Here is a 26263-nt window from a genome sequence, read left to right as displayed (position 1 = left end):
GGCACCATCACGGCTCTTGTGGCATAGACCATCGCGCAACACGGGTGGGGCGCTCTCTCTGCTCGCATCACACTCATCGCCGGAGACATTCATGCGCCGTTCGTTCCTCTTCGCCGGGCTCACCGCTGCCGGCCTCGTTGCCTCCGTCGCGAACACTGGCGCGCAGCAGCGGATGGCACGGGTCGGCGTGCTGGAATGCCGCGGCGGCGCCAGCGTCGGCTTCATCGTGGGGTCGGTGACCCATCTCGGCTGCGTGCTGCGCGCCGACGGCTTGCCCGACGATCGCTACGTCGCGACCATCCGCAAGGTCGGCCTCGACATCGGCATCACCCAGGAGACGGCTCTGGCCTGGGGCGTGTTCGCACCGGTCGACCGGCTCGGCCCCGGCGACCTCGCCGGCAATTACGCCGGTGCGCAGGGCAGCGCCTCGATCGGCGTCGGCCTCGGCGGCAATGTGCTGGTCGGCGGCTCCAACAATTCGATCGCGCTCCAGCCGCTCAGCGTGCAGGGCCAGGTCGGCCTCAACATCGCTGCGGGCCTCGAGAGCCTGGAACTCCGTCCGGGCCGTTAGCGATTTGTGGGAGGGGCTCTCTCCTCACCTCTCCCTTCGGGAGAGGTGGAACATCGAGCCGGCAGTCGCAGAATTATAAGACTTGATCTAACTGACGACGCACCGCAGCGACGTTTGATGCTTGCCAAATCTAAGGGAGGGGCAGAGCATCGGCGTTTGCCGACCCAATCACGGGCCGAGCTCCACAAGAAGGAGGCGGCGAAATGGGACAAGACGTCAGAAGTCCCCGAGGTCCACGGTGCATCGCGCTGGTGGGCCCTTTCCAAAGCGGTAAAACCACACTTCTGGAAGCAATATTGGCGCGAACGGGCGCAATCCCGCGCGCCGGCAGCGTCGATGCAGGAACGTCCGTCGGCGATGCCACGCCGGAGGCCCGTCATCACAAGATGACCGTCGGTCTCACGGCAGCCACCACGAGTTTCATGGGCGACAGCTACACCTTCCTCGATTGTCCCGGTTCCGTCGAGTTTGCCCACGACATGCGCGCCGCGCTGCCTGCCGTCGACGCCGCAATCGTGGTCTGCGAGGCCGACGAGAAGAAGCTGCCGCAGCTTCAGATCATCCTGCGCGAGCTGGAAGAACTGAAGATCCCGCGTTTCCTGTTCCTCAACAAGATCGACCGCGCCAGCCAGCGCATTCGCGAGACGCTGGCAATGCTGCAGCCCGCCTCGCGGGTGCCGCTGGTGCTGCGCCAGATCCCGATCTGGAAGGGCGAATTGATCGAGGGCTTCGTCGATCTCGCGCTGGAGCGCGCCTTCATCTATCGCGAGCACAAGGCCTCCGAGGTGATCGCGCTCGAAGGCGGCGATCTCGATCGCGAGAAGGAAGCCCGCTTCTCGATGCTGGAGAAGCTCGCCGATCACGACGATGCGCTGATGGAGCAGCTGCTCGAGGACATCCAGCCGCCGCGCGACGCCGTCTTCGACGATCTCGCCCGCGAATTGCGCGAAGGGCTGATCTGCCCGGTGCTGCTGGGTGCCGCCGCGCGCGAGAACGGCGTGCTGCGGCTGATGAAGGCGCTGCGTCACGAGGCGCCCGGTGTCGTGGAGACGGCAAAACGTCTCGGCGTTGCCGAGACCAGGGACGCGCTCGGCTACGTCTTCAAGACGCTGCATTCGCAGCACGGCGGAAAGCTGTCGCTGACACGGCTGCTCGCCGGCCATCTCGACGACGGCGCCACGCTGCAATCTTCCTCCGGCGGCGCAGGCCGCATCTCCGGCATCCTCGCCGTCAACGGCGCCTACGACACCAAGCGCGCCTCGGCCGAAGCCGGCGATACCGTGGCGCTCGCCAAGCTCGATCCGGTCAAGACCGGTGACACGGTTTCGAACGGCAAGTCGGCGCCCGCGGCTTTGATCACGATCGAGCCGACGCCGCCGGTGCTCGCGATCTCGGTCGCGGCCACCGACCGCAAGGACGACGTCAAGCTCGGCCAGGCGCTGACGCGCCTGCACGAGGAGGATCCCTCGCTCATGATCGTGCAGAACGCCCAGACCCACGATACCGTGCTGTGGGGTCAGGGCGAGATGCATCTGCGTGTCGCCAGCGAGCGCTTGCGCGACCGCTTCGGCGTCAAGATCACCTCGCATCCGCCGGCGATCGGCTATCAGGAGACCATCCGCAAGCCGATCACCCAGCGCGGTCGTCACAAGAAGCAGTCCGGCGGCCACGGCCAGTTCGGCGACGTCGTGCTCGACATCAAGCCGCTGTCGCGCGGCGAGGGCTTCAAGTTCACCGAGAAGGTGGTGGGGGGCGCGGTGCCGCGCAACTACATCCCGGCGGTGGAGGAGGGCGTCGTCGATGGCTTGGCGCGCGGTCCGCTCGGCTTCCCCGTCACCGACGTGGAGGTGACGCTGACCGACGGCTCCTATCACAGCGTCGATAGCTCCGATCTCGCCTTCCGCACGGCGGCGCGGGCCGGGCTCAACGAAGGCCTGCCCCAATGCCAGCCGGTGCTGCTGGAGCCGATCCACATGGTCGAGATCGTCTGCCCGACCGACGCCACCGCCAGGATCAACGCGATCCTGTCGGCGCGGCGCGGCCAGATTCTCGGTTTCGACACCCGCGATGGCTGGACCGGCTGGGACTGCGTCCGCGCCATGATGCCGGAAGCGGAGATCGGCGAGCTGATCGTGGAGCTGCGCTCGGCCACCGCCGGCGCCGGCAGCTTCACGCGCCAGTTCGACCACATGGCCGAAGTCACCGGCCGCGCCGCCGACCAGATCATCGCCGCACATCAGCACGCGGCGTGAGTCCGCCTCGCGCGCAGTAAGCGATGCACGCTTTCTTACTCCTCTCCCCGCTCTTCGCGGGGAGAGAGGGTGAGGGGCTGCATCTACACCTGCAGCGTTTCGTGTAGGTCGCGCTCTTTCCACGTCATTGCGAGCGCAGCGAAGCAATCCAGAGTCTTTCCGCGGAGGGGATTCTGGATTGCTTCGCTGCGCTCGCAATGACGGAGGAGGCGCTTGCGTCAGCCTTACAATGATGTATTTTACATCATTGTATACGTTCTAAATATCACTTATAACCGCTCGCAAGTGAGGCCAAGGTGATCACCTCCTTCCAGATGCGGGCAGCCCGCGCGCTGCTCGGCATCGACCAGAAAACCCTGGCCGAGCTCGCCGGCGTGTCGCTGCCGACCATCCAGCGGATGGAGGCCTCGACCGGCAATGTTCGTGGCGTGGTCGAGACCCTGATCAAGGTGGTCGAGGCGTTCGACCGGGCCGGCGTCGAGCTGATTGGCGAACAGGCCCGCAGCGACGGCGGCGGGCGCGGCGTTCGCCTGAAGGAGCCGGGGCCGCCGCGCCGCATCGGAGCGTGATCGCGCGTCGATCGTGCCCGGGATCAAGATGGGCTAGCGCATCGTCGCAACGCGGGACGCACGGTGCTTCGGAGCAGTGTGGGGCCAGCGGAGCATTTTGCTGACATGAGCATCACAAGCGATCAGGCAGGCCGGCTGCACCAGCTGCGTCAGCCGACCTTTGCCGAACTGTATCTGCCGAAGCTCGTCACCGTCTGGCGCGAAGGCTACGGCCTTGCGGATTTCCGCGCCGACGTCTTCGCCGGGCTGACGGTTGCGATCGTCGCGCTGCCGCTGTCGATGGCGATCGCGATCGCCTCGGGCGTGACGCCGGACCGCGGCCTCTACACCGCCGTCGCCGGCGGCTTCATTGCCTCCCTGCTCGGCGGCAGCCGGTTCCAGATCGGCGGCCCTGCCGGTGCCTTCATCGTTCTGGTCGCGGCGACTGCGGAGCGGCACGGCGTCGACGGCGTCATCCTCGCCACCATGATGGCGGGCCTGTTCCTGGTCGGCGCGGGCCTGCTCAGGGTCGGCACCTACATCAAGTTCATTCCCTATCCCGTTACGGTCGGCTTCACCGCCGGCATCGCCATCATCATCCTTGCCAGCCAGCTTCGCGATCTCTTCGGCATCACGCTCGCGGGGAAGGAGCCCAGCGAGTTCGTGCCGAAGCTCGTCGCGCTCGCCGGCGGTCTCAACACGATCAATCCGTCCGCAGTGCTGGTCGCGGTCGTCAGCATCGCCATCATCGCGGCGTTGCGGGTCTGGCGTCCGTCCTGGCCCGGCATCCTGATCGCGGTCGTCTTCGCCGCCTTCGTGTGTGCGATATTCTCGCTGCCGGTGGAAACGATCGGCTCGCGCTTCGGCGGCATCCCGCGCGAATTGCCCTCGCCGGCGCTGCCCGCGTTCTCGCTGGAGAAGGCGAGGGCCGTGCTGCCGGACGCGATCGCGTTCGCGCTTCTGGCGGCGATCGAATCGCTGCTCTCGGCCGTGGTGGCCGACGGCATGACCGGCCGCCGTCACCGCTCCAATTGCGAGCTGGTGGCGCAGGGCGCGGCCAATATCGGCTCGGCGCTGTTCGGCGGCATCTGCGTCACCGGGCTGATCGCGCGCACGGCCACCAACATCCGCGCCGGCGCGCGCGGGCCGCTTGCGGGCATGCTGCATTCGGTGTTCCTGCTGCTGTTCATGCTGGTCGCGGCCCCGCTCGCAAGCTACATCCCGCTGGCCGCGCTTGCCTCCGTGCTGGTCGTGGTGGCCTGGACCATGGCGGAGAAGCACGAATTCGCCACGCTCGTGCGCTCGTCATGGGGCGATGCCGTGGTGCTGCTCGCGACCTTCCTGCTCACGATCTTCCGCGATCTGACCGAAGGCATCCTGGTCGGCTTCGCGCTCGGCGCGGTGCTGTTCATCCATCGCATGGCGGAGATGACCGGCATCGAGGAGCGCACGCCGCTGGTGGTTGCCGATCGCCCCGACGACGGCAACGGCGACCGCGTTCCCTACGATTCCGCGCTTGCGGTCGACCACGACGTGCTGGTCTATCGCATCACCGGCGCGTTCTTCTTCGGTGCCTCCTCGGCGATCGGCAGCGTGCTCGACGACATCGCCGACAGGCGCAAGGCCTTCGTGGTCGATTTCGCCGCGGTGCCGTTCCTGGATTCGACCGCGGCCAACGTGCTCGGCCGCGTCGCCGCCAAGGCGCACCGCCAGGGCATCAAGCTGTTCATTACGGGGGCCTCGCCCGGGGTCCGCCGTGCGCTGCTCACCCACGGCGTCACGCCGCCGCGCGCGCGCTACCGTACGAGCCTCGAGCGCGCCATCGCCGACATCAAGGGCCAGGCCGCCGACGGGGCCGCCGCGAGCTGACCGGGCGCGCTTGACAGAGCGGGCGCGACGCGAAATGGATCGCCTCGGAAACGACCCGAGGGAAAGATGACCGCGTCCAGGATCCCCGCAGCCTGTCTGATCGGATGGCCGGCCGCGCATTCGCGCTCGCCGCTGATCCACCATCACTGGCTGCGCACGCTCGGCATCGAGGGTGGCTATGTCATCGAGGCGGTGCCGCCGGAGGATCTGCGCGATTTCGTGCTGCGGCTGTCGCTGCGCGGCTTCGTCGGTGCCAACGTCACCATCCCGCACAAGGAGGCCGTGCTGGCGCTGTCGACGCCCGACGCGCGCGCGAAGGCGGTCGGCGCTGCCAACACGCTGTGGTTTGCCGAGGGCGAGCTGCGCTCCACCAACACCGATGTCGAAGGCTTCATCAACAATCTCGACGCCAGCGCCCCCGGCTGGGACATGGCCGAGGAGGCGCTGGTGCTGGGTGCCGGCGGCTCCTCGCGCGCGGTCGCCTTCGGCCTGCTGGAAAGAGGCATCCACTGCGTGCATGTCGCCAACCGCACCATCGCGCGGGCCGAGACGCTGGCAAAGCAGTTCGGATCGAACCTGCATGCGCTGCCGTGGGAGGCGATCGGCGACGTGCTGCCGCGCGCAAAACTTCTCGTGAACACGACCTCGCTCGGCATGCATGGCCAGCCGTCACTCGATGTCGACGTCGCGCGCCTGCCGCAAGACGCCGTCGTCGCCGACCTCGTCTACGTTCCCCTGGTGACGCCGCTGCTCGCCGCCGCTGCGACGCGCGGATTGAAGACCGCCGACGGACTCGGCATGCTGCTGCATCAGGCGGTGCGCGGCTTCGAGCTGTGGTTCGGGCGGCGGCCCGAGGTCACCGCCGAGCTGCGCACATTGGTCGAGGCCGATCTCACGAAGTCTTGAGCGCGGCGCGGCGAATAGCGCACCATCTCTGGAGTTCTACCCTCGTGGGACAATCGGAGACCGTCATGACTGTTAAACGTGCAAGTTTCATACGTCCACTGATCGCCGTCGTGATGGTGGCCGCCTCGACCTATTGCGCCTTCGCCCAGAGAGCGCCGGTGCCGACGCGCGTGCGCGGCACCATCGAAAGCGTCAATGGCGACACCATGCAGGTGAAGTCGCGCAGCGGTGAAGAGGTCAAGCTTCGCCTCGCTTCCGACGTGAACGTGTCGGGCGTTACGAAGATTTCACTCGCCGACGTCAAGCCCGGCTCGTTCATCGGCGCGACCACCGTGCCGGGACCGGACGGCAGCCAGAACGCCGTCGAGGTGCACGTGTTTCCGGAAAGCATGCGCGGCACCGGCGAAGGCTCGCGGCCCTGGGACCTCAAGCCCAATTCCAGCATGACCAACGCGACGGTGGCCGAGAGCGTCGTCGGCAATGACGGCCACACGCTGCTGGTCAAATACAAGGACGGCGAGAAGAAGGTGTTCGTCGCCGACGACACGCCGGTCGTGACCTTCGTGCCCGGCGACAAATCCGAGCTGAAGCCCGGCGCCAAGGTCATCGCCTTCATGAAGCAATTGCCGGACGGCTCGTTCGAGACCAGCCGTGTCAGCGTCGGCCGCGACGGCCTGACGCCGCCGATGTGAGGATCGAGCGCTGAACTCGCAGGGTGGCAAAGGCGCAAAGCGCCGTGCCCACGTCCTTCTCACATTCACGCACATTGGTGGGCACGCTACGCTTTGCCCACCCCACGGCCCCCCTCCGCTCACACCGCAATGATGTGATCGTCGATCTCATCCACCCGGTTGACGCCGCACAGGCCCATCGTGGTGAGCAGCTCCTTCTGGATGATGTCGATCGCCTTGGCGACGCCGGCCTGGCCGCCGGCACCGAGGCCATAGGCGTAGGCACGGCCGATCATGCAGGACTTCGCGCCGAGCGCGAGCGCGCGCATCACGTCCTGGCCGGAGCGGATGCCGCCGTCGAACATGATCTCCATCCTGTCGCCGACCGCGTCCACGATCTCCGGCAGCACCTCGATCGAGGACGGCGCGCCGTCGAGCTGCCGGCCGCCATGGTTGGAGACGACGAGCGCCTGCGCGCCGGTCTTGGCGGCGAGCTCGGCGTCCTCGACGTCGAGAATGCCCTTCAGGATCAGCTTGCCCGGCCAGATCGAGCGGATCCAGTCGATGTCGTTCCAGTTCAGCGAGGTGTCGAATTGCGAGCTGATCCAGGTCGACAGCGAGGTGATGTCGTCGCTGACCTTCAGATGACCGGCGAGATTGCCGAAGGTGCGGCGCTTGCCCTGCAGCACGCCGGAGACCCAGGTCGGCTTGCTGGCGAAGTCGAGCAGCTTCGACAGCGACCATTCCGGCGGCACCGTCATGCCGTTCTTGATGTCGGCATGGCGCTGGCCGATTACCTGCAGGTCGACCGTGAGCACCAGCGCGCTGCACTTGGCGGCCATCGCGCGCTGGATCAATTCCTTGATGAAGCCGCGGTCCTTCATCACGTAGAGCTGGAACCAGAACGGCTTCTCGACACTGGCGGCGATGTCCTCGATCGAGCAGATCGACATGGTCGATTGCGTGAACGGGATGCCGGCGGCTTGCGCGGCGCGGCAGGCGTGGATCTCGCCGTCGCCGTGCTGCATGCCGAGCAGGCCGACCGGCGCGAGCATCAGCGGCATGGTCGAGGGCTCGCCGAGGATCGTGGTCGAGGTATCGCGCTTGGAGACGTCGACCAGGATGCGCTGGCGGAACTTGATCGCCTGCATGTCCTCGCGGTTGGCGCGCAGCGTCTCCTCGGCATAGGAGCCGCGGTCGCAATAGTCGAAGAACGCCTTCGGCACGCGGCGCTGGTGCAGCGTGCGAAGATCGTCGATACAGGTAATATGCTTCATGTCGTTTCCCCGGCCCGTCATGTCCCAACAGTCTTGCATCGGAAGATTTCGGGGTCATCTAGCATGGTTGGATGCACAGCCAAATCGTTTGCAGAACGTTTTGGAAGGAGAGCGCCAAGGAGAGCGCAGGGAGAGCACCATGACGAGGCCGCACGCAGGACCGTCGCCGGAAGAGATCAAGGAGAAGCATGATCTCGAGGAGGCGCTGGAAGAGGGACTGGAGGAGACCTTCCCGGGCTCAGATCCGGTCAATGTCACCCAGCCGGCGCCGAGCCGCGAGGACGGCCATGTCAAGCGCACCGGCTAGAGCCGGGTTCCATGCGGGCGCGGCTTTCACACGGAATTATAGTGTTAACAAGACCTTATCGGTCCGGCGCCGCGCCGGTTCCGTAATGATTCATCATATTTTTTGAAACCAAGTTAGCCGCGATGGCATTATAAGACCCCAGCAAATCAGGGATGCGGGGCCCCTTCGGGCAACCCGTGATTGTAGAGGGGATCCCTGGTTGTTGTCTTGGGGGACGATATGAGCCGCAAATATTTCGGGACGGACGGGATTAGGGGCCGCGCCAACGGACTGATCACGCCGGAGCTCGCGCTCAAGGTCGGCCAGGCCGCGGGCCTTGCGTTTCAGCGCGGCGACCACCGCCACCGGGTCGTGATCGGCAAGGACACCCGCCTGTCCGGCTACATGATCGAATACGCCATGGTCGCGGGCTTCACCTCGGTCGGCATGGACGTGCTGCTGGTCGGCCCGATGCCGACGCCGGCGGTCGCGATGCTGACCAAGTCGATGCGCGCCGATCTCGGCGTCATGATCTCCGCCTCGCACAATCTGTTCGAGGACAACGGCATCAAGCTGTTCGGCCCGCAGGGCTTCAAGCTCTCGGACGACGTCGAACGCCAGATCGAGCAGCTGCTCGACGAATCCCTCGACAAGCGGCTCGCCCAGAGCGCGAGCCTCGGCCGCGCCCGCCGCATCGACGGCGTGCACGACCGCTACATCGAGTTCGCCAAGCGCACGCTGCCGCGCGACCTCTCGCTCGAAGGCCTGCGCGTCGTGATCGACTGCGCCAACGGCGCCGCCTACAAGGTGGTGCCCGAAGCGCTGTGGGAATTGGGCGCCGACGTGGTGCCGATCGGCGTCGAGCCCGACGGCTTCAACATCAACAAGGATTGCGGCTCGACCTCGCCGGAGGCGCTCTCGAAGAAGGTACGCGAGATGCGCGCCGACATCGGCATTGCGCTGGACGGCGATGCCGATCGCGTCATCCTGGTCGACGAGCGCGGCCATGTCGTCGACGGCGACCAGCTGCTCGCGGTGATCGCGCAGAGCTGGAAGGAGGACGGCCGCCTGTCGCGTCCCGGCATCGTCGCCACCGTGATGTCCAATCTCGGGCTGGAGCGCTTCCTGCAAGGGCAGGGGATCGACCTCGTCCGCACGCCGGTCGGCGACCGCTACGTGCTCGAGCAGATGCTGAACGGCGGCTACAATCTCGGCGGCGAGCAGTCCGGGCACATCATCCTGTCCGACTACGCCACGACGGGCGATGGTTTCGTCGCCGCATTGCAGGTGCTGGCCGTGGTGCAGAAGCTGCGCCGCCCGGTTTCCGAGGTCTGCCATCGCTTCGATCCGCTGCCGCAGATCCTCAAGAACGTCCGCCACAAGGGCGGCAAGCCGCTCGACAATTCCGACGTCAAGTCGGCGATCTCCGACGGCGAGAAGCGCCTCAACGGCCACGGCCGTCTCCTGATCCGCTCCTCCGGTACCGAGCCCGTGATCCGCGTCATGGGCGAAGGCGAGGACCGTCACCTCGTCGAGGACGTCGTCGACACCATCGTTTCGGCGTTGGGGCAGGCGGCGGCGTAAACTCTCTTCCCTTATGGGAGAAGGTGGCGCGAAGCGCCGCGATTGGCCTGATCATGCGCCCGGCTGCCGGCGATCAGGCCGCTCGCGGTGTTCCTGCCCAAGCTGCCGCGGCACGGGTTAACGCATCCTCTCTTGCTGCGTTGCGGCTTCACACATCGTTAGGGAATGCGGCGAGCTTGTCGCATTGTGCGCGGCATTTTTGCAACGCTCGTGCGGCGCTCGCGTGTAGGGTCAGAAAAAATCAACCTTAAAAATTAGGGTTAAGTGGCGCTTAAGCATTTGCTGGCATCGTCCTCGCCGTGAGTTTCCAGAACGTGAGGCGCTCGTATTTTGCCTCACCGGCCATAAGGACGAAGCCAATGCGTAGCGTGAAGTCTCTCCTTGCCGCGGGTGCGGCAACCCTGATCTCGTCGATGGCGTTCGCCGCCGATATGCCGATCGCGGCGCCCCCTCCCATGTACGCGCCGCCGGCTCCGCCCGCCGATTTCGGCGGCTGGTATCTGCGCGGCGACATCGGCATGACCAACCAGAGCGCCAAGCGGATCGAGAGCAGCCTGCCGGCCGGGTACTCGAAGACGACGGAAGGCCTCGGCTTCGACTCCTCGCCGCTGTTCGGTCTCGGCGTCGGCTACCGCTTCAACAACTGGTTCCGCGCCGACGTGATCGGGCAGTACCGGGGCAAGGCCAATCTGCACGGCAGCGACAACGTCGTCGGACCCGGCTTCGTCGGCGTCAACAACTACACCGGCAGCAAGTCCGAGTGGCTCGTGATGGCCAACGCCTATGTCGACCTCGGCACCTGGTGGTGCGTTACGCCGTTCATCGGCGCGGGCGTCGGCGGCTCCTACAACAAGATCAGCGGCTTCCGTGACGACGGCGTGTCCTACAATCCGCTGCTCAACAACAGCGTCGCCTACTTCGCCGACAACGGAAAGTGGAACCTCGCCTGGGCCGCTCACGCCGGTCTTGCCTACAAGGTCAATCCCGGGTTCACCGTCGAATTGGCCTACAGCTACATGAACCTTGGCGACGCCGCGCCCGGCAATTACCGCTTGTTCGACAACAGCGCCTCCGGCCCGACCTCGATCAAGATCAAGGACATCACCTCGCACGACGTCAAGCTCGGCGTGCGCTGGGATCTCAATAGCCCGCCGGCCTACATGCCGCCGCCGCTCGTCACCAAGGGCTGATCGGCAAGCGGATCGGTTAGGATTTCTTAACGGCGCGGGATCATCCCGCGCCGTTTTGCTTTGCATTTTTTTCATGGCGAGCAGCGACGAAGGCCTCCGACGCAACCATTGGTTAAGGTTAACGAGCCATGATCACCGCGAAAGTTCGAGTTCGATGGAGCGTGGTGATGCGTGGGCTTTTGTTGGCAGCGGTGATGTTGGGGACGGTCTCTGCCGCGCACGCGGCCGACATGCCGGACCTGCCGATCCTGCGCGGTGGCTTCACCGACGGTCTGTCGAAGTCCTCCGTCAATTGGGACGGCTTCTATATCGGCGGCCAGTTCGGATTTGCCACGGCCGACATGGATTTCAGTCACGCTCCGAAATCGATGACGGATTTCATGCTGCGCGACAGCGTCCTGCAGGCACCGGTCGGAGGATGGTCGCTGTTGCCGAAGAATCACGTCCAGACGACGGGATTCGGTGCCTTTGTAGGTCGAAACTGGCAGGTCTACGATGCCGTGCTCGGCGTCGAAGCCAATTACAGCTACATGAACAATTTCGGAAGCACGGCAAGCGATTCCATGAGGCGATTGATCCCCGGTGAAACCGCGCCGACGAATCACGCATATACCTACGACACGACCCTTGGCGGCGGCGCCTCGTTGCAGCTCAAGGATTATGCGACCTTCCGAGGCCGGATTGGATGGTCCGGTGGAGATTTCATGCCCTATGCGTTCGGCGGTCTTGCGATCGGACGCGCCGACGTGTCGAGGTTCGCGACGGTGTCGTATCTGAAATACGACGACTTCACGGATCCCATCACTGGCGTCACAACGCGCTCGACCATCGGCTCCGATACGATGACGCAGTCGGAGCGGCGCGTGAACAGCTTCATCTACGGTTGGACGGCCGGCATCGGTGTCGAATACGCGCTGCTCGACTGTGTGATCCTGCGGGGCGAGTGGGAGCACGTGGGGTTCTCGAACGCCAAGAACATCTCCGTCAACCTGAACAATTTTCGCGTAGGTGCCGGCTACAAGTTCTAGCCACTCCTTTGCAGCCGGTTGACACGGCCGCGTCGTCCTGATGCTCTGTCGTTCCGACAGCGGGGCGGCAGCGATGAAGATCTACGGCGACGGCAATTCCGGAAACTGCCTGAAGGTGAAGTGGGTCTGCGACAAGCTCGCATTGCCCTACCAGTGGATCGAGATCGACACCCGCAAGGGCGAGACGCGCACGCCGCAATTCCTGAAGATGAACGGCGCCGGCCAGGTGCCGACCGTCGCATTCGACGACGGCCGCACGCTGGCGCAGTCCAACGCCATCATCCGTTATCTCGCGCGCGACAGCGCGCTCGTTCCGCGCGACGCCTTCACGGCGGCCAAGATGGACGAATGGCTGTTCTGGGAGCAGTACAGCCACGAGCCCTATATCGCGGTGTGCCGCTTCCTCATGGTCTATCTCGGCAAGGACGCCTCCGAGCTCGATCCTGACAAGGTCAAGCGCGGCTATGCGGCGCTCGATCGCATGGAGCAGCATCTCTCAGCCGGCCGTTTCTTCGCCGGTGATGAGTTGTCGCTCGCCGACGTGTCGCTGCTCGCCTATACGCGTGTCGCCCATGAAGGCGGCTTCGACCTCGGTCGTTACGCGTCCGTCCGCCGCTGGATCGGCGAAGTCGAGGCGTTTCTCGGCCTTCCGCCGGCGCGCTGAGCTTGGAGTTTTCGATATGAGCGCCGAGGCCGTCTCCATCCGTCCCGCACGGCGCGAGGACGTCGCCGCGATCGTTGCGATGCTCGCCGACGATCACCTCGGCCGCGCGCGCGAGCGCGTGGAGGACCCGTTGCCGGCGGCCTATTACGACGCTTTCGCGCGGATCGAGCGCGATCCGAATCTCACGCTGGTGGTCGCCGAGAGCGCGGGCAGGGTGGTCGGCTGCCTGCAGCTCGCGATCCTGCCGGGCCTGAGCTCGCAAGGCGGATCGCGCGGCCTGCTCGAGGACGTTCGCGTTGCCACCGAGTGTCGCAGTCGCGGCATCGGCGAGCAATTGGTGCAATGGGCCGTGACGGAAGCAAAGGCGCGCGGCTGCAATCTGGTCGAGCTGCTGACGCATCAGACGCGCGTCGATGCGCAGCGCTTCTACAAGCGGCTCGGATTCGCTGCGAGTCATGTGGGCATGGCCGTCCGCTTTTGAGGCAGCTGGAGCGTTTTCGCGCGAAGCGGAGACCGGTTCGCGCAAGGAAAACGCGTCGACACGAAATCAGAGCGCCCGTTCCGATTGTATCGGAATGGGGCCCTGGCCGCGAGCCTTGCGCGAGCAGCAAATTCGGATCGCGCATTCGTTCGTGTTAAGAGCCGGTAAACTACCCGGCCTTCGTTCACGTGGACCCGGGAGCGAACGGTGCTACGGCAACGTCACACACCGAGCTCGGTCGGTTCGGGACATTTCGATGACAAGCTATTCGATGATCAAGGTCGGCAACGACTACGTCGTGCAGGCCAATGACAAATGCATTTTGAAGGTCGGCAGCCGCCGCAAGGCCGCGCAATTGATCAGCGATGCCACGGACTTGCTGAACGCGCTCACTTTCGTCGAATCCCCCGATATTGCACCGGAAGCGCCATCACTGGCGCGTGAGGCCCCGGAACTTCCTTGACGGACCTTCCCAATTCCCGTATCAGCCGCGGCGGGACACCTCCCCCCAACGGGAGGCTTACTATCTGGAAGGGTAGATCATGACTGTAGCGAAGCCCGCTTCGCGGCCGAACGTGCCGCATTTCTCTTCCGGCCCCTGCGCCAAGCGCCCCGGCTGGAATGCCCAAAATCTCAAGGACGCAGCGCTCGGCCGTTCGCATCGCGCGAAGGTCGGCAAGACCAAGCTCAAGCTCGCGATCGATCTGACGCGCGAAGTGCTTGAAGTGCCGGCCGATTATCGCATCGGCATCGTGCCGGCTTCGGATACCGGCGCGGTCGAGATGGCGCTGTGGTCGCTGCTCGGCGCACGGCCCGTCACCACGCTCGCCTGGGAATCCTTCGGCGAGGGCTGGGTCAGCGACATCGTCAAGGAATTGAAGCTCAAGGACGTCACCAAGCTCAATGCGGCTTACGGTGAGATCCCCGATCTGTCGAAGGTCGATCCGAAGAGCGACGTCGTCTTCACCTGGAACGGCACCACCTCCGGCGTGCGCGTCCCGAACGCCGACTGGATCAGGGCCGATCGTGAAGGCCTCACGATCTGCGACGCGACGTCTGCCGCCTTTGCGCAGCCGCTCGATTTTGCAAAACTCGACGTCGTCACCTTCTCCTGGCAGAAGGCGCTCGGCGGCGAGGCTGCGCACGGCATGCTGATCCTGTCGCCGCGCGCGGTGGAACGGCTCGAGACCTACAAGCCGGCCTGGCCGCTGCCGAAGATCTTCCGCATGACCAAGGGCGGCAAGCTCAACGAGGGCATCTTCGTCGGCGAGACCATCAACACGCCGTCGATGCTCTGCGTCGAGGATTATCTCGATGCGCTGAACTGGGCCAAGTCGATCGGCGGCCTCAAGGCGCTGATCGCGCGCGCCGACGCCAACACCAAGGTGCTAGCCGACTGGAAGGCGAAGACGCCCTGGATCGACTTCCTCGCCAAGGATGCCTCGATCCGCTCCAACACCTCGGTGTGCCTGAAGTTCACCGATCCCGCGATCACCTCGCTCTCCGAGGATGCACAGGCCGAGTTCTCCAAGAAGCTGGTGGCCCTCGTCGAGAAGGAAGGCGCCGGCTACGACTTCGCCTATTACCGCGATGCGCCGGCGGGCCTGCGCATCTGGTGCGGCGCCACGGTGGAAGCTAAGGACGTCGAGCTGCTGACGCAGTGGATCGACTGGGCCTTCGCGGAGACCAAGGCCACGCTCGCGAAGGCGGCGTAAGCAACCCCAATCCTCGTCATGGCCGGGCTTGACCCGGCCAACCATCAATCAAGAGAGATGGATCCGCGGGTCGAGCCCGCGGATGACGTGCCGTAAATGCAGCACGCACCACGGATCACCCCATGACCAAACCCAAAGTTCTCATTTCCGACGCGCTCTCGCCCGCCGCCGTCCAGATCTTCAAGGACCGCGGCATTGAAGTCGACTTCCAGCCCAATCTCGGCAAGGACAAGGACAAGCTCGCCGAGATCATCGGCAATTACGACGGCCTTGCGATCCGCTCCGCGACCAAGGCGACCGCAAAAATCCTCGAGAAGGCGGCGAAGCTGAAGGTGATCGGCCGCGCCGGCATCGGCGTCGACAATGTCGAGATCCCGGCCGCGACGGCCAAGGGCATCATCGTGATGAACACGCCGTTCGGCAATTCGATCACGACCGCCGAGCACGCCATCACGCTGATGCTGGCGCTGGCCCGCGAGATCCCGCAGGCGGATGCCTCGACCCAGGCCGGCAAGTGGGAGAAGAACCGCTTCATGGGCGTCGAGATCACCGGCAAGGTGCTGGGCGTCGTCGGCTGCGGCAATATCGGCTCGATCGTCGCCGACCGCGCGCTCGGCCTGCGCATGAAGGTGATCGCGTTCGATCCGTTCCTGTCGCCGGAGCGTGCCAAGGACATCGGCGTCGAGAAGGTCGAGCTCGACGATCTCTTGAAGCGCGCCGATTTCATCACGCTGCACACCCCGCTGACCGATAAGACCAGGAACATCATCGACGCGGCCGCGATCGCCAAGATGAAGAAGGGCGTGCGCCTGATCAACTGCGCCCGCGGCGGCCTCGTCGACGAGCAGGCGGTGGTCGATGCGCTCAATTCCAAGCACATGGCGGGCGCCGCCTTCGACGTCTTCGTCGAGGAGCCCGCGACCGCGAACGTGCTGTTCGGCCATCCCAACGTGATCTGCACGCCGCATCTTGGCGCCTCCACCACCGAAGCGCAGGAGAACGTCGCGCTCCAGGTCGCCGAGCAGATGTCCGACTATCTGCTCACCGGCGCGATCTCCAACGCGGTCAATTTCCCCTCGATCACGGCGGAAGAAGCGCCGAAGCTGAAACCGTTCATCGCGCTTGCCGAGAAGCTCGGCTCCTTTGCCGGCCAGCTCACCGAGACCGGAATCCTCAAGGTCGAGATCACCTATGAGGGCCATGTCGCCGAGATGAAGATCAAGGCGATCACCTCCGCGGTGCTGTCGGGCCTGCTGCGCCCGATGCTCGGCGAGGTCAACGTCGTGTCCGCGCCTGTTGTCGCCAAGGAGCGCGGCATGGTGGTGGACGAGATCGTGCGCGCCGCCCAGAGCGACTATGAGAGCCTGATCACCGTCACCGTCACCACCGAGCGGCAGGAGCGGTCGGTCTCGGGCACCGTCTATGCCGACGGCAAGCCGCGCCTCGTCGACATCAAGGGCATTCGTGTCGATGCCGAGTTCGGCAAGTCGATGATCTACGTCACCAACGAGGACAAGCCGGGCTTCATCGGCAAGTTCGCGGGCCTTCTGGGCGACGCCAAGATCAACATCGCGACCTTCCATCTCGGCCGCGTCGCGCCTGGCAGCGATGCCATCGCGCTGGTCGAGGTCGACGGTGTGGTGCCGGCCGACGTGCTTGCCAAGGTGCAGGCCCTGCCGCAGGTCAAGCAGGCCAAGGCGCTGACGTTCTGATCAATCGTCATTCCGGGGCTCGCGAAGCGAGAACTCCGGTGCGCCCTTGCGCACCTGAGAATCTCGAGATTCCGGGTTCGGCTCTTCGAGCCGTCCCGGAATGACGATCATCATATCATATATTCCGACCCGCGGAACAACGCCGTCTCCATCGCCGGAGGCGGCGTTTTTATTTTCCCCACCCCCGATCTTTGTGTACCAATGGCGTTAGGACGCTCCGTTCCAAATCGTTCGACAAGGGAGAAAACAATGCGTGAAGCCGTCATCGTTTCCTATGCGCGCACGGGCCTGGCGAAATCCGGCCGCGGCGGGTTCAACATCACGCCGCCGATGTCGCTCGCGGCCCACGCCATTCACCACGCGGTGGACCGTGCCGGCGTCGAGAAGGACTATGTCGAGGACTGCTATCTCGGCAATTGTGCCCATGGCGCGCCGAACATCGGCCGCCAGGCCGCGCTGCTCGCCGGCCTGCCGAAGACCACCGCCGGCGTGTCGGTGAACCGCTTCTGCTCCTCGGGCCTGCAGACCATCGCGATGGCCGCGAACTCGATCCGCTCCGACGGCGCCGATTGCATCGTCGCCGGCGGCGTCGAGAGCATCTCGATTCCGGGCGGTGCCACGCCGAAGGAATCGGTCGATCCGGAGCTGCTCAAGGTCGCCCCTGATATCTTCATGGCGATGATCGACACCGCTGACATCGTCGCCGAGCGCTACAAGCTCAGCCGTGAATATCAGGACGAGTTCTCGCTGGAATCGCAGCGCCGCATGGCCGCGGCCCAGCAGGCGAACAAGTTCAAGGACGAGATCGTCCCGATGAAGACCAGGATGAAGGTCGTCGACAAGCAGACCAAGGCGGAGTCGATCATCGACTACGTCGTCGATCGCGACGAATGCAACCGGCCCGAGACCACGATGGAGGGCCTGGCCAAGCTCGAGCCGGTCAAGGGTCCCGGCAAGTTCGTCACCGCCGGCAATGCCAGCCAGCTCTCGGACGGCGCCGCCGCGGTGGTGCTGATGGAGGCCAAGGACGCCGAGAAGCGCGGGCTCAAGCCGCTCGGCCGCTTCGTCGCCTGGGCCACCGCCGGCTGCGAGCCCGACGAGATGGGCATCGGCCCGGTGTTCGCGATCCCGAAGCTCTTGAAGCGCACGGGCCTCAAGATCGACGACATCGACCTGTGGGAGCTCAACGAGGCCTTCGCCAGCCAGTGCCTGTACTGCCGCGACCAGCTCGGCATCGATCCGGCCAAGTACAACGTCAACGGCGGCTCGATCGCGATCGGCCATCCCTTCGGCATGACCGGCGCCCGTCTCACCGGCCACCTGCTGCAGGAAGGCGCCCGCCGCAAGGCCAAGTGGGGCGTGGTGACCATGTGCATCGGCGGCGGCCAGGGCGGCGCCGGCCTGTTCGAGATCTACAGCTGAGCCGATCCGAAAGGCTGCGGCTCGACATTCTGGACGCGGCGCCGCAAGGCGCCGTGTTTCGCTTTCGGAACCCGCTTATGCACTCGAACGTGCACAGAGGCGAGTATTTCCAGGAATGCACGTATTTGTACGTGCCCGCAAATTAACGGAAGATTTTACGCATTATTGCTTCATCAACCGTATCGACCACGACCGGGTTCTCGTTCAGATGCGGCTTTCCCTTCGACTCACCCACAAGATCACTGCGATCGGCGTCATTGGTGTCGTCGGCGTCGTCCTGATCGGCGGCATCCACCTCTATGGCGAACGCGCCATGGCGATCTATCGCGACGCCGCCGAGGATGCGCGCACCGTGTTCGAGCTGAACAACAGGATCGCGGTCGAGCTGCTCGAGGCGCGCCGCGCCGAGAAGGATTTTCTGCTGCGCAGCGATCCGGCGAAGGCGCAGCGCCAGGTCGAGATCGGCCGGCAGGTGGCGCTCGACATCGAGACGCTCCGCGGCAGGATCGCGGCCCTCGGCAGGCCCGAGCTGGCGCAGAAGATCGATGCGATGAACGCAGCGCTGAAGACCTACCAGGCGCGCTTTGCCGCCGTGGTCGAGCAACGGCAGCGGCTCGGCCTCGACGAGAAGTCCGGTCTCGAAGGCCGCCTGCGCGCCTCCGTCCACGGCATCGAGGGCCAGGTCGACCAGCTCCAGAATGCCCAGCTCAAGGTGATCATGCTGATGATGCGCCGGCATGAGAAGGATTTCATGCTGCGCCGTGATGCCAGGTATGGCGACGAGATGCGGAAGCGTGCGTCCGAATTTGCGGCCGGCGTCGACGCCGCGACCATTCCCGACGGCGCCAGGGCCGAGCTACGCCAGAAGCTCGCCGACTATCAGCGCGACTTCGGAGCCTGGATGGAAACCGCGCTGAAGCTCGCGGCCGAATTGAAGGCGATGTCCGAGGCCTTCGCGGCGGTCGAGCCCGTGATCGAGCAGGTCTCGACGTCGGTCGAGGCCATCCGCGCCGAAGCCGATCGCCTGAACGAGGCCGAGCGCGCCGGCATCCAGTTCTGGATCGGCGTCGCGATCGCGCTGATCGCCTCCGCCGTGCTCGGCCTCGGCATCTTCATCGGCCGCTCGGTGTCACGGCCCTTGACCGCGATGCGCGCGGCGATGATCGAGCTCGCCAACGGCAATTTCGCCGTCGTTCTTCCCGGCCTCGGCCGGCCCGACGAGATCGGCGAGATCGCGCAAGCGGTCGAGACGTTCAAGATCAACGCGGAGCGGAAGGCGCAGGAGGAGGCCGAAGAGAAGATCCGGCAGGACAAGCTCGCCGCCGAGCGCCGCCGCGCCGACATGATCAGGATGGCCGACGATTTCGAAGGTGCGATCGGCGAGATCGTCGACACCGTGTCGTCGGCGGCCAACGAGCTCGAGGCGTCGGCGGTGTCGCTGACCACGACCGCCGGCCGCTCGACCGAGCTCGCCACGCTGGTCGAGGCGGCGTCCGAGGAGGCTGCGACCAACGTGCAGTCGGTTGCGTCCGCCGCCGAGGAGCTGACCGCGTCCGTGAACGAGATCAGCCGCCAGGTGCAGGCCTCCGCGCGCATGGCGGGCGAGGCCGTCGCCCAGGCCGGGCGGACCAACGATCGCGTCGGCGAATTGTCCAAGGCGGCCGCGCGGATCGGCGACGTGGTCGAGCTCATCAACGCCATCGCGGGCCAGACCAATCTGCTCGCCCTGAACGCCACCATCGAGGCCGCGCGTGCCGGCGAAGCCGGACGCGGCTTTGCCGTGGTGGCCTCGGAAGTGAAGGCGCTGGCCGAGCAGACCGCGAAGGCAACCGGCGACATCGGTCTGCAGATCTCGAGCATCCAGACCGCGACGCAGGACTCCGTCGGCGCGATCAAGACCATCGGCGGCACCATCGAGCGTCTGTCCGAAATCTCATCGACCATCGCGGCCGCGGTGGAAGAGCAGGGCGCCGCGACCAGCGAGATCTCGCGCAACGTCCAGAGCGCCGCCGCCGGCACCACGCAGGTCAGCGCCAACATCTCCAGCGTGCGCCAGGGCGCGACCGAGACGGGATCCGCCTCCTCGCAGGTGCTGTCCGCCGCGCAATCGCTGTCGAACGACAGCAACCGGCTGAAGGTCGAGGTGAGCAGGTTTTTGGAGACGGTGCGGGCGGCGTGATTGCGACGGCAGACTGGCCGTGGCTTAGATCGGTTGCGCCGCGGGCTTAACCTCTCCCGCAAGCTTGCGGGAGAGGGAGGAACACCTCACGCCCCCGCCAGCGCCGGTGCCAGCACCACCTCGATCAGCGTGCCGTGGCCGGCGCTCTTGATGTTGAACCGGGCGCGGTTGGCTTCGACCAGCGCCTTCGTCAGCGACAGGCTCAGCGCCGAGCTGTCGGCGGCATCGCCAGGCGGCGGGGTGCGGAACGGCTCCATCGCGGCGGCGACTTCGCGCTCGGTGAGGCCATGGCCGGTGTCGCGGATGCGAAGCGCGATCTCGCCGCGGTCGGTCAGCGCGGTCGAGACGATGACCTGGCCGCCGGCACTGGCGAGCCGGATCGAGTTCGAGATCAGGTTCATGGCGATCTGCCGCATCGCGCGCGCATCGACGCTCACCTGCGGCAGCGCGTGGGCGAGCGAGGTGCGGATGATGATGCGCTCGCGGTTGGCCTGCGGCTGCATCACCGTGACGCAGGCTTCGACCAATTCGTTGAGGTTCAGATTCGAGAAATTCAGATCGAGCTTGCCGGTCTCGATCCGCGACAGCTCCAGCAAATCATCGATGATGGCGATGACGCGCTCGCCGGACGCGCGGATGTCCTTCATGTATTCGCCGTAGCGCTCGTTGCCGAGCGTGCCGAAGCGCTCGGAGATCATCACCTCGGCAAAGCCGATGATGGCGTTGAGCGGCGTGCGGATCTCGTGGCTGATCCGCGCCAGCATGTCGGCCTTGGCGTTCGCGGCGCCGTCGACGAGGCGGCGCGCCTTCGTCAATTCGCTCTCGCCCTTCTTGGCGTGCGAGAGATCGCGGAACACGGCGAAGAAGTTCGGCCCGTCGGGGCGCGTGCGGCCCATGATCATCGCGAGCGGAATGACGCCGCCCTTCTTCTCGCGGCCCAGCACCTCGCGGCCGTGATCGAGCAGGCTGGAGATGTCCTGGCTCTTCAGGCTTTCCAGATAATCGGTGACGATCTGCTGGCTCTCGGGCGCGAACAGCGTCAGCAAATTTTGCTGCAGCAGCGCCTCGCCGTCATAGCCGAACAGCGCTTCCGCGCTGCGATTGCAGGCGTGGATGTTGCCTTCGGCATCGAACATCACGATGCCCTCGGCCGTGGTGTCGAGGATGGCGGCGAGGTCCTCGGCCTCGGCTTCGCCGGCCGCAGGCTCCGCGTCCGCGGCGTCAGGCTCTGCTTCCACCGCGGTCTCCGCGACGGCAGCTACTGCTGCGATCGGTGCCGCCTGCGGCAACATGCAGATCAGCGCATGCGCGCCGTCGCCGTCCCAGTCGATCGTGTGCAGATGCGCTTCCGTCGTTGGCAGCGGCGCATCGCCATTCGCAATCGTCGCGCTGATCGTGACGGGCGTGCCGCCTTGCGAGGTGCTGCTGGCCGCCGACACGCCCGGCTCGACATAGAGCGCGTCCAGCCCGCCGGCGTTCTCCAGCGCGTTCAGGCTGTCATAGCCCATGCGCGCGAGGAAGGCGGGATTGGCGTAGAGCAGGCGGTCGAGCCGATAGATCAGGATGCCTGATGGCAACAGGTCGAGCAGCGTGCGGTCGCGCGCGCTGATCCCGCGCGGCGGCGGTGCGGGCTCGGTCAGCCATTCGGCTGCGGCCTGCGGCGGCGACTCCGGCTCGGGCTCCGGTGCTTCGGCGGTGATCTCCACCGCCGGCTCGGTCGCGTCGATGGCGATGGTCTCGCGCTCGCGCTCGAGCCGCTCGGACAATTGCCGCGCGAGCTCGTTGAACGCGCTGTTCTCGACCGGCGTTAGCGTCGGGGGCCGCGTATCGCCGCCGGCGCGGAACGGCACGACATTGGGAGGCGTTTCCACGGGCGTGTCCAGTTCGGTTGGGTGTGAAGTCGTCTCGCTTGTGGGGTCTGGCAGGTCAGGCTCGGTTTGCGGCTCGGGCTCGGATGGCGCGATCGGCGGCGGCGCCGCCGCTGCTTCGCCTTCGGCCTCTGTTTCCGCCGCCGCCTCAGGCTCGGCCTCCGCTTCTGGCGTGACGGCCTCAGTGGCGCGATCCTGCGCCGGCGGCTCGCCGCGCAGCTCGAAGCGCCTGAGCGCCTCGAGCCGGTTGAGCGCGTCGAGATCGCGGCAGACGCCGAAGCCGCGGAAGCCGGCGAAGTTGCGGTTGCTGTCGTAGACCGGCAGGCCCGCGAGCTCGACCGGAATGCGCTCGCCGCCGTCGGCCGGCCAGTTCACGGTGATGCCGGCCCAAGTATCCTTGCTTTCGAGCGCCCTCGCCACGCGCCCCTCGGGATCGAGCGAGAATTGCTCGGCGATCTCGCGCCAGGGGCGGCCGAAGCCGGCGGCGGTGTGCGGGCCGATCAGGCGGATGAACTCATCTGAGCCGAGCACAAAGCGGCCCTCGTCATCCATCTGCCAGAGGAAGCGCAGCGGATGCTGACGCGGTGCGGGCGGCTCTTGCTGGCCCCAAGACGGTTGGCCCGAAGACTGTTGGACCGAAGACTGTTGGCCTGGAGAGTCTTGGCTCGAAGAGCACTGGCCCGAAGTCGGCTCGACCATGCCCGCATTGATCGTCGCGGGCTGCGGCGACACAATGGCTTGCGGCTGGTTTTCAACCAGAGTTTTGGCCGCCTCGGGGATGATCGGCTGGGGCGTGGGCGCAATCGTCTCGGCGGGCGGGTCGGCCGGTTCAGTGAAGGCGTCGAACAGCGCGATCGCGGACGGCGCCTCGTCCGGCGGCGCAGGCTGTGCCGGCGTCACCTCCGGCGCGGCCTCGCGCGCCGCTGTGGTGGCGGCCGGCTCGATCAGTGCGACCAGGCCGACATCGGCGCCGCTGCCGACCCGTTGCAGCACCATCTCGCCGATGCCGATGGGCGTCGCGGCGCGGCCGTTTGCCAGCGCATCGCTGCGGGCACGATCGAGGCCGGCCTCGAACAGATCGCGAAAGCCGAGCAGGGAGCGGGCGGCCTCGCTGGCGCCGACGAACAGCCCGTCCGGCGCGAACGCCGCCATCGGCACCTCGGCGCCGGCGACCAGCCGATGCAGCCGCTCGACCAGCGGCATCGTGCGCAGCGTCGGGTCCATCGCGATCACCAGTACCGCATGCCCGCCATCGGCGAAGTCGAGCCGCGCGCAGCCGCAGGTCATCAGCGCCCCGAGCCGGGCGCCGAAGCCGCGCAGCCGTTGGAGCCGCATTGCGCCGTTCGCCGGAAGCTGCCGGGCGAGCCGCACGACCTGGCGGCGGTGGCTGTCGGCGGGGCCGAACACCTTGTCGGCGAGGCTGGCGCTGTTGGCTGCGCCAAATAGTTTGGCGCCGACCGGATTGGCCCACAGCACGCGCGCGCCGTCGGTCGACCACAGCCAGGCCGGCAGGGCGGAGGTCGCATGCACGGCCAGCCGCGGATCGCCCACCCCTCGCAACTGGAAATCCGAACGCGTCATCAGGCCGGCTGCATCTCACGCTTCACGAGTGGCGGCTGCCGGGAATGACAGCCTTAAGAAAGGGTTAGTATCGCCCGGAAGGCGCGACCAGGTCCACGGCCCAAAGCCCGGAAAGGCCCCCCAAGCGGCGATAACCTTAATCCCGCCACCCAAGCAAGCCGAGCCGACGTTGCATCCAAGGGATTTGCAGGGCGCGCTCCGCCGTCATTCCGGGGCGCGCGAAGCGCGAGCCCGGAATCCATCCATCCTCTTGCTCCGCGGTCCGACGGATCCCGCACCTTCGCTCGGGCCCCGGAATGACGACGGATATCATCCCCGCTCACTCAACCCCCGGTTCCCTAGCCCCGGAACCTCATCCTCCCCGAGATTAAATTTCGCAACGCACCCGTCTGCCGCATTGCGATGCACAATGTTGACATGATAGGCAGGCATAGTGCTTGGCGCTGGGCGAGCCGTCTCGAATTGTTTCGCGTTTCCAGTCTTCGTTCCCGCTCAATGCGAGGGCCCAGGTGGGGGCCGGCGGGTGCGCCAGAAGGCTCACTCCATTTTTTCAATTAGCGTGAGGGACCAACATGACAGGTGCGACTGATCCGTTTTCTGCCTCGATCATCCCGTTCGAGGTTCCTGAGCAGGTGCGTGCGTTCGCCGAGAAGGGCGCGGCGCAGGCCCGCGAGAACTACGCCAAGTTCAAGGACGCCGCCGAGACCCACAACGGCACCGTGGAGGCCGTGTTCACCTCGGCCTCCAAGGGTGCGAGCGAGTACACCGCCAAGCTGGTCGAGTTCATGAAGGCCAATTCCTCGGCCCAGCTCGACTTCGCCCAGCAGCTGTTCGGCGCCAAGTCGCCGACCGAAGCGATGGAGCTGTGGACCGGCCACGCCCGCAAGCAGCTCGAGACCTTCCAGTCCCAGGCCAAGGAACTGGTCGAACTCACCCAGCGCGTCGCCGCCGAGACCGCCGAGCCGATCAAGGCCTCTGCCTCGAAGTACTATCCGTCCGCCGCCTGAGCGGCGAAGCCGGTTTGAATGCGAGAAACCCGGGTCGCCAGGCCCGGGTTTTTCTTTTGAAATGGGTCGCCCGGGCGCGCGCCCAGCACTCCGTCCACCTCTCCCAAAGGGAGAGGTCGGATCACCCCCGGCGATGCGCAGCATCGTCCGGCGTGATCCGGGTGAGGGGCTCAGGTCTAAGTAGCCGAAGCGCCCCTCACCCGGATCGCTCCGGCGCGCATTTGCGCACCAGAGCAATCCGACCTCTCCCCGCCGGGGAGAGGTGATCCCGCCCGGCCGATCGACCCGTTTTCCACGCTCTGAAGAGGCCAAATAACGGCTTCTGCGGCCTTGCCAAACCGGGCCGTTGCACCTAGTTTCCGCCCCGTCCAGCCCCCCTCAGGTGTCAGGCCTTTTCAGGCAGCCCAAGGCGCGGCTCGCAAGGATGCAGTTGTAGCTCAGTTGGTTAGAGCGCCTGTCTGTGGAACAGGAGGTCGGTGGTTCGAGCCCACCCAACTGTACCAATCATCGCAATGATTGGCGCGCGATGCAGCATTGCTCCGACCGCTGAATTTTGACGCGTTGTTAGACCGGCCAAAGTGTTGGCGGGCATTGCTCACAGCGCTACTCGGTGATCGCCCGCGGATTGCGGTTTGAGCCCAAGTGGGACGACGCTTGAATCCATCCCTGCATCTGCTTAGATGCCAATTGGCCGATTTATTTAGGCATTTGGCACAAAGCTGCCGAGGCAGAAACCATGGGTAAGAACGAGCGTAGTGGCAAAGGCCTTGCTCGAGATTCCTCGCGGGGCATTCGCGGCTCCGGCTCCCAGACCAGCAAGCAGATCAAGGCGATTGCAGCGTCGGCCCTTACTCAGCGGCCTGACCATAAGAGGGGGTCTCGTAAATCTCCTGACAAATCTCGGAAATCGGCGGAGCCTGAACGCGTGTCCGCCGCCGAGCCGGAACGGACCTATCGGCCCCGACCCGGCGCGGTCGTCGTGCGGGGATATTTTGATGCGGTCACCGGTCTGTCCACCGTCACCGATGCGCCCTCGCTAGGGCTCCGCCAAAACGCGGCGGATGATTCGTACCCCTCGACCGAGCTGTTCGACGTTGTGATCAACGCCAACAATCTGTTTCGCATCGAGCCCGCCGCGCTCAAGCGCCTTGCCAATTACAGCGACGATGAAATCCATGCCCTCGTCGTGCCGAAACGCACGCTGGCTCGGCGTCTGTCGGATGGTGAGCCGCTGACGGTCGAGGAGACTGACAAGGCCGTTCGGCTGGCGCGGGTCGACCGGCTTGCCGCAAACGTGTTCGGCGATGCCGCAAAGGCGCACCGCTGGCTGCGCAAGCCGAAGAAGGCGCTGGGCGGGGAGACGCCGCTCGCCTATCTCGCGACGGAAGCGGGCGCTCGCGTGGTCGAGGAGATGTTGCATCGGATCGATCACGGAATTCTCGCTTAAGGATT

General features: G+C 65.7%; 21 protein-coding genes and 1 tRNA gene. 20 read left to right on the top strand and 2 right to left on the bottom strand.

The window, feature by feature from the left end; translation table 11 throughout:
- Positions 1-91 precede the first annotated feature (91 nt).
- The 6 genes from BDOA9_RS01630 to BDOA9_RS01605 all read left to right on the top strand — a co-directional run bounded on the left by BDOA9_RS01630 (position 92) and on the right by BDOA9_RS01605 (position 6838).
- The gene (locus tag BDOA9_RS01630) at positions 92-571 is read left to right on the top strand and encodes a DUF992 domain-containing protein (protein ID WP_025032206.1); all 480 of its coding nucleotides are present in this window, start codon (positions 92-94) and stop codon (positions 569-571) included.
- Positions 572-774: 203 nt separating this feature from the next.
- Positions 775-2823, top strand: coding sequence for an elongation factor G (locus tag BDOA9_RS01625; RefSeq protein WP_025032205.1), 2049 nt, complete (start codon positions 775-777; stop codon positions 2821-2823).
- A 296-nt stretch (positions 2824-3119) separates the two neighbouring features.
- Positions 3120-3392: a helix-turn-helix domain-containing protein gene (locus tag BDOA9_RS01620; protein ID WP_025032204.1), complete on the top strand. Its 273-nt coding sequence runs from the start codon at positions 3120-3122 to the stop codon at positions 3390-3392.
- Positions 3393-3497: 105 nt separating this feature from the next.
- On the top strand, positions 3498-5240 hold the full coding sequence (locus BDOA9_RS01615; RefSeq protein ID WP_025032203.1) for a SulP family inorganic anion transporter: 1743 nt from the start codon (positions 3498-3500) through the stop codon (positions 5238-5240).
- 66 nt (positions 5241-5306) lie between these two features.
- A complete protein-coding gene (locus tag BDOA9_RS01610; RefSeq protein WP_025032202.1) occupies positions 5307-6146 on the top strand; it encodes a shikimate dehydrogenase in 840 nt (279 codons plus the stop codon).
- Between the two features lie 65 nt (positions 6147-6211).
- Positions 6212-6838, top strand: coding sequence for a hypothetical protein (locus BDOA9_RS01605; protein ID WP_025032201.1), 627 nt, complete (start codon positions 6212-6214; stop codon positions 6836-6838).
- A 119-nt stretch (positions 6839-6957) separates the two neighbouring features.
- On the opposite strand, the gene BDOA9_RS01600 is transcribed toward BDOA9_RS01605, so the two are convergent.
- Positions 6958-8094, bottom strand: coding sequence for an alpha-hydroxy acid oxidase (locus BDOA9_RS01600; RefSeq protein ID WP_025032200.1), 1137 nt, complete (start codon positions 8092-8094; stop codon positions 6958-6960).
- A 139-nt stretch (positions 8095-8233) separates the two neighbouring features.
- Between BDOA9_RS01600 and BDOA9_RS38700 the strand changes: the two genes are divergently transcribed.
- The 11 genes from BDOA9_RS38700 (at position 8234) to BDOA9_RS01550 (ending at position 20355) form a co-directional block, all read left to right on the top strand.
- On the top strand, positions 8234-8401 hold the full coding sequence (locus BDOA9_RS38700) for a hypothetical protein (RefSeq protein WP_192859535.1): 168 nt from the start codon (positions 8234-8236) through the stop codon (positions 8399-8401).
- Positions 8402-8620: 219 nt separating this feature from the next.
- The gene (gene glmM, locus BDOA9_RS01595; RefSeq protein WP_025032199.1) at positions 8621-9964 is read left to right on the top strand and encodes a phosphoglucosamine mutase; all 1344 of its coding nucleotides are present in this window, start codon (positions 8621-8623) and stop codon (positions 9962-9964) included.
- Positions 9965-10323: 359 nt separating this feature from the next.
- A complete protein-coding gene (locus BDOA9_RS01590) occupies positions 10324-11154 on the top strand; it encodes an outer membrane protein (RefSeq protein WP_025032198.1) in 831 nt (276 codons plus the stop codon).
- Between the two features lie 167 nt (positions 11155-11321).
- Positions 11322-12182 carry an outer membrane protein gene (locus BDOA9_RS01585; protein ID WP_025032197.1) on the top strand — a complete coding sequence of 287 codons (861 nt, stop codon included), beginning with the start codon at positions 11322-11324 and terminating at the stop codon, positions 12180-12182.
- Positions 12183-12255: 73 nt separating this feature from the next.
- Positions 12256-12846 (top strand): glutathione S-transferase family protein, encoded by a 591-nt coding sequence (locus tag BDOA9_RS01580; protein WP_025032196.1) that lies wholly within the window; start codon positions 12256-12258, stop codon positions 12844-12846.
- A 16-nt stretch (positions 12847-12862) separates the two neighbouring features.
- Entirely contained in the window at positions 12863-13327 is a 465-nt protein-coding gene (locus BDOA9_RS01575; RefSeq protein ID WP_025032195.1) for a GNAT family N-acetyltransferase, read from the top strand.
- Positions 13328-13598: 271 nt separating this feature from the next.
- The gene (locus tag BDOA9_RS01570; RefSeq protein ID WP_244521441.1) at positions 13599-13790 is read left to right on the top strand and encodes a hypothetical protein; all 192 of its coding nucleotides are present in this window, start codon (positions 13599-13601) and stop codon (positions 13788-13790) included.
- Positions 13791-13869: 79 nt separating this feature from the next.
- A complete protein-coding gene (locus BDOA9_RS01565) occupies positions 13870-15042 on the top strand; it encodes a phosphoserine transaminase (RefSeq protein WP_025032193.1) in 1173 nt (390 codons plus the stop codon).
- 122 nt (positions 15043-15164) lie between these two features.
- Positions 15165-16754 carry a phosphoglycerate dehydrogenase gene (gene serA / locus BDOA9_RS01560; protein ID WP_025032192.1) on the top strand — a complete coding sequence of 530 codons (1590 nt, stop codon included), beginning with the start codon at positions 15165-15167 and terminating at the stop codon, positions 16752-16754.
- A gap of 249 nt (positions 16755-17003) precedes the next feature.
- Positions 17004-18176, top strand: coding sequence for a thiolase family protein (locus BDOA9_RS01555; RefSeq protein WP_025032191.1), 1173 nt, complete (start codon positions 17004-17006; stop codon positions 18174-18176).
- A gap of 208 nt (positions 18177-18384) precedes the next feature.
- Positions 18385-20355: a methyl-accepting chemotaxis protein gene (locus BDOA9_RS01550; protein WP_025032190.1), complete on the top strand. Its 1971-nt coding sequence runs from the start codon at positions 18385-18387 to the stop codon at positions 20353-20355.
- Positions 20356-20441: 86 nt separating this feature from the next.
- Here the strand turns inward: BDOA9_RS01550 and BDOA9_RS01545 are convergent, their stop codons facing one another.
- Positions 20442-23804 (bottom strand): PAS domain-containing sensor histidine kinase, encoded by a 3363-nt coding sequence (locus BDOA9_RS01545; protein WP_025032189.1) that lies wholly within the window; start codon positions 23802-23804, stop codon positions 20442-20444.
- A gap of 572 nt (positions 23805-24376) precedes the next feature.
- Here BDOA9_RS01545 and BDOA9_RS01540 point away from each other — a divergent pair.
- From BDOA9_RS01540 to parS, 3 genes are all read left to right on the top strand, one after another.
- Positions 24377-24811, top strand: a complete 435-nt coding sequence (locus BDOA9_RS01540; protein ID WP_025032188.1) for a phasin — start codon at positions 24377-24379, stop codon at positions 24809-24811.
- Positions 24812-25237: 426 nt separating this feature from the next.
- Positions 25238-25314 (top strand) — tRNA-His (locus BDOA9_RS01535).
- A gap of 233 nt (positions 25315-25547) precedes the next feature.
- Positions 25548-26258 (top strand): type II RES/Xre toxin-antitoxin system antitoxin, encoded by a 711-nt coding sequence (gene parS, locus BDOA9_RS36615; RefSeq protein ID WP_082847772.1) that lies wholly within the window; start codon positions 25548-25550, stop codon positions 26256-26258.
- Positions 26259-26263 lie beyond the last annotated feature (5 nt).

This window comes from Bradyrhizobium sp. DOA9 (genome assembly GCF_000617845.2).
Lineage (GTDB): Bacteria > Pseudomonadota > Alphaproteobacteria > Rhizobiales > Xanthobacteraceae > Bradyrhizobium.
Note: the sequence above shows the minus strand (reverse complement) of the source record. Positions and strands in the feature narration are given on the sequence as shown.